The 9,012-nt window shown below is 68.2% G+C and carries 11 protein-coding genes; 2 read left to right on the forward strand and 9 right to left on the reverse strand.

Translation table 11 applies throughout. The features are described from left to right. From ACTHN1_RS07890 to ACTHN1_RS07930, 9 genes are all read right to left on the reverse strand, one after another. On the reverse strand, positions 1-466 hold a 466-nt coding region (locus ACTHN1_RS07890), incomplete at its 3' end, for an aromatic ring-hydroxylating oxygenase subunit alpha (RefSeq protein ID WP_440470403.1). An 87-nt stretch (positions 467-553) separates the two neighbouring features. Next, entirely contained in the window at positions 554-2,521 is a 1,968-nt protein-coding gene (locus ACTHN1_RS07895; RefSeq protein ID WP_440470404.1) for a M2 family metallopeptidase, read from the reverse strand. A 43-nt stretch (positions 2,522-2,564) separates the two neighbouring features. After that, complete coding sequence (locus ACTHN1_RS07900) at positions 2,565-3,254, reverse strand: YrbL family protein (protein ID WP_440470405.1); 690 nt, start codon at positions 3,252-3,254, stop codon at positions 2,565-2,567. Between the two features lies 1 nt (position 3,255). Then, positions 3,256-3,768, reverse strand: a complete 513-nt coding sequence (locus ACTHN1_RS07905; protein ID WP_440470406.1) for a hypothetical protein — start codon at positions 3,766-3,768, stop codon at positions 3,256-3,258. Beyond that, positions 3,765-4,562 (reverse strand): tetratricopeptide repeat protein, encoded by a 798-nt coding sequence (locus tag ACTHN1_RS07910; protein WP_440470407.1) that lies wholly within the window; start codon positions 4,560-4,562, stop codon positions 3,765-3,767. The genes ACTHN1_RS07905 and ACTHN1_RS07910 overlap by 4 nt, the downstream gene beginning before the upstream one ends. Before the next feature lie 84 nt (positions 4,563-4,646). After that, positions 4,647-4,901 carry a cell division topological specificity factor MinE gene (minE, locus tag ACTHN1_RS07915; RefSeq protein WP_141456118.1) on the reverse strand — a complete coding sequence of 85 codons (255 nt, stop codon included), beginning with the start codon at positions 4,899-4,901 and terminating at the stop codon, positions 4,647-4,649. Positions 4,902-4,904: 3 nt separating this feature from the next. Further along, positions 4,905-5,714: a septum site-determining protein MinD gene (gene minD, locus ACTHN1_RS07920; RefSeq protein WP_141456119.1), complete on the reverse strand. Its 810-nt coding sequence runs from the start codon at positions 5,712-5,714 to the stop codon at positions 4,905-4,907. 42 nt (positions 5,715-5,756) lie between these two features. After that, entirely contained in the window at positions 5,757-6,539 is a 783-nt protein-coding gene (gene minC, locus ACTHN1_RS07925) for a septum site-determining protein MinC (RefSeq protein ID WP_440470408.1), read from the reverse strand. Next, the gene (locus ACTHN1_RS07930; protein ID WP_440470409.1) at positions 6,536-7,132 is read right to left on the reverse strand and encodes a GNAT family N-acetyltransferase; all 597 of its coding nucleotides are present in this window, start codon (positions 7,130-7,132) and stop codon (positions 6,536-6,538) included. Before ACTHN1_RS07930 ends, minC begins: the two co-directional genes overlap by 4 nt. Positions 7,133-7,338: 206 nt before the next feature. Between ACTHN1_RS07930 and ACTHN1_RS07935 the strand changes: the two genes are divergently transcribed. Further along, entirely contained in the window at positions 7,339-8,580 is a 1,242-nt protein-coding gene (locus ACTHN1_RS07935) for a sensor histidine kinase (protein ID WP_440470410.1), read from the forward strand. Then, a partial coding sequence (locus ACTHN1_RS07940; protein ID WP_440470411.1) for a response regulator occupies positions 8,577-9,012 on the forward strand: 436 nt, incomplete at its 3' end. The genes ACTHN1_RS07935 and ACTHN1_RS07940, both read left to right, overlap by 4 nt.

A 9,012-nucleotide genomic window follows, 5' to 3' on the forward strand; every position in this document is an offset into this window, starting at 1 on the left:
CGGGCGCGGCGGCCGCATCGACGGCGGCGAACACCAGCCCCTGCCAGACCTGCACCGCCAGCTGCGGCAGGCGCACGTCGGCGACGTCGAACCCCGGTGCATCCTTCATTTCCGGCGCGGAGCGCAGCTGGCCTTCGAGCGTATAGGTCCAGCCGTGGTAGCGGCAGCGCAGCGCCCTGGCGCCGAGGCCGTCGCACTGCGCGATGGGCCCGGCGCGATGCCGGCAGACGTTGTGGAACACGCGGATCACCTCGTCCGCGCCGCGCACCGCGATCACCGGCAGGCCGGCGAGGTCGGCAACGACGTGGTCGCCGGCGCCGCGCAGCTGCGAAACATGCGCGACCAGCTGCCAGCCGCGGTCGAAGATCGCGTGGCGGTCGCGCGCCGCCATCGACGGTTCGGTGTAGTAGCGGGCGGGCAGGGCGGTGGCGGTGGCCTGCGGCTGCGGGGCGAGATCGGCGTTCATGGCCCGCAGTATTGCCCCGACGCCGTGCCCGGGGTCAACAGAAAGGCCGGCAGAGAACCGGCCTTTCGCGCCGCCTGCGCCGGAGGATCAGGCGCCCGCGGGCGCCTGCCAGCCGCACTGCTGGCCGGCGTTCTGCTGCTTCAGCCACTCCTGCAGCGGCGCGAAATATTCCAGCACCGCGCTGGCGTCCATCTTGTCGCTGCCGGTCAGTTCCTTCATGGTCTGCTGCCAGGGCTGGCTGCTGCCCCTGGACAGCATCGCCAGGTATTTGTCGCCGGCCGCCTTGCTGCCGTAGAAGCTGCATTCGTACAGCGGCCCCTTGAAGCCGGATGCGTCGCAGAGTGCCTTGTAGAACTGGAACTGCAGGATGTGCGAGAGGAAGTAGCGCGTGTACGGGGTGTTGCCCGGCACGTGGTACTTGGCGCCCGGGTCGAAGAAGTCCTCGCCGCGCGCGCTCACCGGCGCCACGCCCTGGTAGCGCGCCTTCAGATCCCACCAGGCCTTGTTGTAGTCGGCCGGCTTGATCGAACCGTCGAACACGCCCCAGCGCCAGCGATCGATCATCAGACCGAACGGCATGAAGGAGACCTTGGCCAGGGCCATGCGCATCTGCGCGTTGATCAGCGCGTCGTGGCTCTGCTGCTGATCGCCGACCAGGCCGATGGACTTGAGGTAATCCGGCGTCATCGCCAGCACGATGGTGTCGCCGATGGCCTCGTGGAAGCCGTCATGCGCGCCGTTCTGGAACAGCGGCGGCAGCTTGTTGTAGGCCAGGTAGTAATAGACGTGGCCCAGTTCGTGGTAGATGGTGGTGAAATCTTCCTCGTTGGGCTTGATGCACATCTTGGTGCGCACGTCCGGACCGCCGCCGGGTTCGCCGCCCATGTTCATGTCCCAGGCGCTGGCGTGGCAGACCACGTCGCGATCCAGCGGCTTGATGAACTGGGTCTTGGTCCAGTAGCTCTCCGGCAGCTTGGGCATGCCGAGCGACACGTAGAAATCCTGCGCGCGCTCGGTCATCTGCTTGGCCACCGCCAGCTGCGCGGCGCGTTCGGCCTGGAACTGCTGATCGGTGGTCGGCGCCGGGCCGGCCTTGCCCAGTTCCTTGACGAAATCGGCCTGGTACTGCGCCTTCAGCGCTTCGCTGATGTCCAGGCTGCCGGCGTTCTTGTACGGCTGCAGGATGTCCCACAGGTTGCCCCAGTCCTGCTGCCACATGTTGCCGGTCAGGTGTGCCGGCAGCATGCCGTTGACCTGGCCCTTCTCCACGCCATAGGTGGCCTGCAGTTTGGTGCGGGTGTAGCAATGCAGCTGTTCGTACAGCGGCTTGACCTGGCCCCACAGGCGATCGGTCTCGGCGGCGATTTCCGCCGGCGTCATGTCGTAGCCGCTGCGCCACATTTCGCCGGCGTCGGCGTAGCCCAGTTCCTTGGCGCCTTCGTTGACCAGTTCGGCGAAGCGGGTGTAGTCCTTGCGCATCGGCTGGGCGATGGTGTGCCAGCCCTGCCAGGCGTCCAGCTGCGCGTCGTAATCGCGGCTGCTGCGCAGCACGTCTTCCAGTTCGCCCAGGTCGCGGCACTTCTTCGCGTCGCCTTCGCCGGTGCAGTACTTGCCGGCGCCATACATGCCGCCCATCTTGGAGGCGAGCTTGGTGAGTTCCTCCAGCTTGGCCGGATCTTTCGGCGCGGGCATGGCGGTGGACAGCTTGAGCAACTGGATGGCGCGCGCGGTCTCCGGCGACATCTGCTGGCCTTCGAACTTCTTGGCCTGTTCGATCCACACGTTCAGCTGCGACAGGTAGCGCTCGTTGTACTTGGCTTCCAGCAGCTGGCTGTCGTCGTTGATGTAGGTATTGGACAACCACTGCGACGCGGTGATCTCCGGATACATCTTGCGCAGTTCCTGGTTCACCCGGGCGATGAACTGATCCGCCGTCTCGCCCTTGGGCGCGGCGGCCGGCGCGGCGGCATCCTTGGGTTCGTCCTTGTTGCAGGCGGACAGGGCCAGCACGCTGGCGCCGACGGCGAGTGCGAGCAGGAGATGGCGTTGCTTCACGGGAAGTCCTTCGAGGGTGCGGCAGGCGCAGGAACCGGGAAGGCTAGTGCGGGGACGGTGCGTCCGCAAGGGCGGCGCGGATGCGCTGGCGCAGCCGCTCGGCCCGGCGCCGGATTTTGCGGTGCATCAAGCGGCGCGACCAGCGCGAGAACGGCAGGATTTCCTTGCCGCTGAGGGTGGACTTGGCGTCCACGCAGATCAGCCGGGGTGCCGCGCCCGTGCCGGTGACGACGAAGTTGCCCGCGTTCAGATCGAACAGCGGCACGTCGTGGGCCAGCAGTTTCCGTTCGATGGCGTCCACCGCGGCACACAGCGAGGCCGCGCTGAAACCGGTGCCTTCGAACAGGTGCGCGTACAGGCTGCGCGCGGGCGCGCCGTCGGCGTCGCGGATCAGCGCGCAGCGCAGCGCCGATCCCCAGCCGGTTTCGACGATGCCGCGGCACGGCGCCAGCCAGCCATCGAGGTCGCCGCCGATCCGCGCATGCAGCCTGCGCCAGGCGCGCAGTTCGGTGGCGTTCTCGCCCAGCGCCGGCCGGAACCGCGCCAGCGCGCGGCGCAGGCGCGTGCGCGCGCCGGCCTCGGTGCGCTCGCCGGCGGACAGTTCGAATTTCAGGCAATCCCCGGCGTCGTCGGGGGCCATCGCGCAGAGCCGGTTGGCGCCGCGCGCCAGTACCGTCAGGCCGTTCCAGTGCGGACCCAGCGGCGGGTAGGGCGCGTGCGGCGCGGCGGCCATGTCAGGCCGCGTGCCGCTGTCCGAAACGCGGTGTCAGCAGATCACGCTCGCCCAGCCACTGGCGCGCGTCCTCGGCGTCGCCTTCGAACCAGTCGCGGGTCTTGCCCAGCCGGAACGAGTAACCCCAGGCGTCCATGTCGGCCATCAGACGCTCGCGGCCAACGCCGGGAATGCCGTCGGCCAGCAGGATCTGCAGATAGCAGGTGGCGTCTTCCTCGATGTCCGAATCGGTGGCGTCGGTATGCACCGCCGCGCGCCGCTCCGGAGTCAGCACGATCAGGTGGCAGGCTTCGTGCAGCATCGAATGCAGCGGCGTGTCGCCGCGGACGTAGACGTTGTCGGCGATGACGCCGGCTTCCGGTTCGCCCCAGAAACTGCCGGGAATCTTCTCGCCATCGGCGACCTGGTGCAGGCGCAGGCCGTAGCGCTCGAGCAGTTCCGCCAGATCGGCGAACGCGCGATCGCGCACGCGCAGGACTTCGGGTTCGATGGAGGGCGGAACGGGCGCGTTCATGGTTTTTTCGTGCGCAGCTGTTTGATGTAGTCCAGTTCGCCGAGGGCGACCTGGTTCCCGGGTTCTATTTTCAGCGAATCACGGAAGTGGCGTTCGGCTTCATCCAGCCGGTCCAGTTCGATCAGGGCATAGCCGGCGCCGCGCAACGCGCGGGCGCGTTCGGCGTCGCGCAGCGATTCCGGTGCGAGCGACACATGGTCCAGCGCCGCCTGGTTGCTGGCCAGCATCCTGTCCCACTCGCGGCTGGCGCGGTACAGGTAGCCGCGCTCGCTGAGGAACTGCGGGTTGGCCGGCGAGAGTTCCAGCGCCCGATCCAGCGCCACGGCAGCCTCGTCGAAGCGGTTGAGTTCGATCAGCGCGTAGGCCTTGCCGTAGTAGCCGTAGGCCCAGGTTGGCTCCAGCACCACCGCATCGCCGCGTCCCTTGCCCTTGTCATGGTCGGCGGCCACGCCCATCAGATACATCAGGGTCTCCCCGGGGCCGCGGGAGCAGAAATAGATCTTGCCGTCGCTGGCGTAGCGCGCTTCGTATGCCTGGATGACGGGATCGAAGGCTTCCCGGATGGCCACCTCGGGCTGGCGCTGTTTCAGCAACTCGTCGCCCCGGACGATGCGCCCATCCTGTTCCGCCTGCCAGGGATCGGGCCTGGTTTCGGCGGAGGCATCCGCTGGCGGTGCGTCGTTCGGCGGTGCCTGGGACGCGGTCGGGGATTGCGCCGTCGCGGTGGCCGCCGACAACAGCGCGATGACCATGATCAGGGCGGACTGGCGGCGGCGAAGGCGGTTGGCGTCCATGTCGGAATCCCGGCGGGTGAAAGTCCGCCGACTATGGCATGAGCCGGCCCGGGAGAGCGGGCCGGCTCGGGACGGAGCGTCCGGTCAGCCCTGGCCTTCCGGCAGGGCGACCGAGATGTCGAGCACGTCGTGTTCGCCGTCCTTGATCAGATCGACCTTGACCGCCTCGGCGTCGACGTTGACGTACTTCTTGATCACCTCCAGCAGCTCGCGACGCAGCAGCGGCAGATAATCGGGACCGCCGCGCGAGGAACGTTCCTGCGCGATGATGATCTGCAGGCGGTTCTTGGCGGTTTCGGCGGTGTTCTTCTTGGTACGCAGGAAATCGAACAGACCCATGCCTCAACCTCCGAACAGCTTGCTGAAGAAGCCCTTCTTCTCCAGGGTGGTGAAACGCAGCGGACGCTCTTCGCCCAGCAGGCGCGCGACCGTGTCGTCGTAGGCCTGGCCGGCCGGCGATTCCAGATCCAGGATCACCGGTTCGCCCTTGTTGGAGGCGTTGAGCACGTCGCCGGACTCGGGAATCACGCCCAGGGTCTTCAGACCCAGCACTTCCTCCACGTCCTTGATGCTCAGCATCTCGCCGCCCTCGACGCGCGCGGGACTGTAGCGGGTCAGCAGCAGGTTGGCCTTCAGCGGCTCGCCGTTCTCGGCGCGGCGGGTCTTGGAATCCAGCAGGCCCAGGATGCGGTCGGAGTCGCGCACCGAGGACACTTCCGGGTTGACCACCACGATGGCCTGGTCGGCGAAATACATCGCCAGGAACGCGCCCTTCTCGATGCCGGCCGGCGAGTCGCAGACGACGTAGTCGAAGCCGTCGTCGCCCAGGTCCTTCAGCACCTTCTCCACGCCTTCCTTGGTCAGCGCGTCCTTGTCGCGCGTCTGCGAGGCGGCCAGGACGTACAGCGTCTCGAAACGCTTGTCCTTGATCAGCGCCTGCTTCAGCGTGGCCTCGCCCTGGGTGACGTTGACGAAGTCGTACACCACCCGGCGTTCGCAGCCCATGATCAGGTCCAGGTTGCGCAGGCCGACGTCGAAGTCGATGACCGCGACCTTCTTGCCGCGACGGGCGAGGCCGCAGGCGATGCTGGCGCTGGTGGTGGTCTTGCCGACGCCGCCCTTGCCGGACGTGACTACGATGATTTCAGCCAATGGTGTTCTCCTTGGTCGTTCTTCTAGTGAGGTAGGGCCGCGTCAGTCCTGGGCGGCGATCTTGAGTTGGTCCTGGTCCAGCCAGATCTGCACGGCCTTGCCGCGCAGTTCCTTGGGTACTTCCTCCATCACCTTGTAGTGGCCGGCGATGGCGACCAGTTCGGCGTGGAACTCGCGGCAGAAAATCCGCGCGTCGGTGTTGCCCTGCGCGCCGGCCAGGGCACGGCCGCGCAGGGCGCCATAGATGTGGATGGAGCCGTCGGCGATGACCTCGGCGCCGGCGCCGACCGTGTTGAGCACGGTCAGATCGCGGTTTTCCGCGTACAGCTGCTGGCCCGAACGCACCGGGGTCTTCTGCATGAGGCCCGGCTTGGCCGGGTTGGCCACCGCCTTGGCCGCGGCGGCGGGCTTGGGCGCGGGCGCCGGTTCCGCCGCGGGCGCCGGGCGGGCCGGGGCCCGCGGCGGCGCGTCCACGCGTTCGTACTGGGCGCGGAACTTGGATAGCAGCGGCAGGCCGAGCTGTTCGGCCAGTTGCTCGATCTCGCGGGTGCCGTAGGCCAGCGCCACCGGGATGACGCCGGCGCCGCGCAGGCCTTCGATGAGCGCGCGCGCGGTGTCCACGTCCGGGGTGCGGATCAGGCCGCCGAAATCGACGATGACCGCGGCGCGGCCGAACAGCTTGGGCGCGCGTTCGACCCGCTCGCGCATTTCGCGCACGAGCTGGTCGACATCCAGGGTGCGGATGCGCAGGTTGGCGATGCCGACCTGGCCGATCTTCAGTTCGCCGGCCTGTTCGTAGTCAAGGTTCGCTGAGGTCACGCTCATGTCCCGGTCGGCCGTTCGGCGCGCGCTGCGGCCAGCGCGCGGGTACGGGCCCAGGGCAGATCGGGCAGGGCGTCGCCGTAGGTTTCCTGCACCCACGGGTAGCTGCACAGTTCCTTCATCAGCATGCTGGCGCGCACGTCGACGTCGGCCATCAGGTTCTGGCCCACTTCGCGGAAACCGAAGCTGCCATGGAACAGCAGCGCCGGATCGGCGCCATGGTCGAGGAACACCTCGCAGGCCAGCTGCGGGTAGCGCAGTTCGGCGTAGCTCTGCACGTCCGCGTAGAAGGCGCGGCCGACGCCACCGCCGCGACGGCGGCTGGCGACCACGATGCGGTCGATGTAGAAGAACTGCGGATAGCGTTCGCGGAACCAGGCGAAATTGCTGCTGTCATGCTCGGCGCCGGAACCGAAGCCGACCAGGAAACCGGCGAGGTTGCCGTCGCGCTCGGCGACGCGGAAGTATTCGGCCTGCTCGTAGAAGCGGTGAAGCTTGGCCGAATCCAGCGGCAGGATCGCCAATCCGGCATTGTTGTTCAGGGCTAGGACGGAATCCAGCTCGTGCTCGCGCACGTCGCGGATGACAATCGACATTACTCAACTCCGGGCGGGAGGTCTTGCAGAAGGCTTGGTTCGGATGCGGGCCGCGCGGCGCGGCCGACGGCGGATTATCGCATTTGTGGCGGGAGGGTGGCAGCTTCCGGGTAAGCGGCCCGTGAACCGGCCCGGGCCGTCCCCGGGGCCCGTGGCATGACTTTCGATGGGCGGCCGGGGCCGATGATTCCGCCTAAACTGCGTCCATGTTGGGACGACTCAGCCATACCCGCCTGCTGCGCGCCACCGGCCTGTACACCTGGGCCCTGGTCGGCATTCCGATCGTCCTGAACGTGTGGTTCCTGCCACCGTCCAGCGGCGCGGACGGCAAGGGCGTGGACATCCCGCTGACCGCGCTGGCCTATTTCACCTTCGGCGCCTGCTACTGGTTCGCCACCCGCTCGCTGGGCGCGCGCGGGGCGCGGGTGTCGCAGGCCTGGAACATCCCGCTGGCGCTGGTGCTGACCCTGGCCGCGGTGGCGGTGGGCGTGTACAGCCGGACCGGCCTGAGCGCCATGCTGATGGTGATCGTGGCCGGGGTGCTGCCCTGGCTGTTGAACCTGCGGGTGGCCATCGCCTGGCTGTTGCTGGGGCATGCGCCGCTGGTGTGGTCGTTCATGGCCCTGGAGGACTTCAACTTCTGGGAGGCCCTGTTCCAGTCGGCCTTCTACGTGGGCTTCGCCGCCTTCGTCCTGATCACCGCCTACGTGGCCCGCCAGCAGGCCGAGGCACGCGAGGAGCAGCGCCGCCTGAACGCGGAACTGCGCGCCACCCGGGTGCTGCTGGCTGAGAGCGCGCGGGTCAATGAACGCACCCGCATCTCCCGCGAACTGCACGATCTGCTCGGCCACCACCTCACCGCGCTGAGCCTGAATCTGGAAGTGGCCGGGCACATGACCGAGGGCAAGGCCCAGGAACACGTCCGCCAGGCCCATACCCTGGCCCGGCTGCTGCTGACCGACGTGCGCGAGGCGGTCAGCCAGCTCCGCGACAGCGGCGCCATCGACCTGGGCGCGGCGCTGCTGCCGCTGGCCGAGAAGGTGCCGGCGCTGGCCATCCACATGGACATCGAGGAACCGCTGACCCTGGACGATCCGCAGCGGGCGCACGTGCTGCTGCGCTGCACTCAGGAAATCATCACCAACGCGGTCCGCCATGCCGGCGCCCGCAACCTGTGGGTGCATTGTCGGCGCGAGGCCGGCAGCATCCTGATCGACGCCCGCGACGACGGCGCCGGCGCCGACACCGTGGTCTCCGGCAACGGCCTGCGCGGCATGGCCGAACGCCTGGCCCAGTACGGGGGCGCATTGAACCTGGAAACCCAGCCCGGCAAGGGCTTCTGCCTGCACATCCGGCTACCCGCGGCCGAGAGCACCGGCGTGCTCCCGCTGCGCGCCGAACCCGAACCCGAACCGCTGTCCGAGACAGCCCCTGGAGGTAGCTTGTGATCCGTGTTTGTCTGGTCGATGACCAAACCCTGGTGCGCCAGGGCATCCGCTCGCTGCTGGCGCTGGACGACGGCATCGAGGTCGTCGCCGAGGCGGCCGATGGCAAGCAGGCGGTGGAGATGATTCCGCAGATCAAGCCCGACGTGGTGCTGATGGACATGCGCATGCCGGCGATGTCCGGGCTGGAGGCGCTGCAGGCGCTGGCGCGCGCCGGCACCCTGCCGCCGACCATCATCCTGACCACCTTCGACGACGACCAGCTGGTGCTGGCCGGCCTCAAGGCGGGCGCCAAGGGCTACCTGCTCAAGGACGTGGCGATCGACGAGGTCCCGAGCTCGATCCGCGCCGTGCACGGCGGCAACTCGCTGATCAGCCCCGCGATGGCGTCGAAGCTGCTGACCGAGTTCTCGACCTTGAGCCGGCGCGGCGACG

This window comes from Pseudoxanthomonas sp. (assembly GCF_051953815.1).
Taxonomy (GTDB): Bacteria; Pseudomonadota; Gammaproteobacteria; order Xanthomonadales; family Xanthomonadaceae; genus Pseudoxanthomonas_A.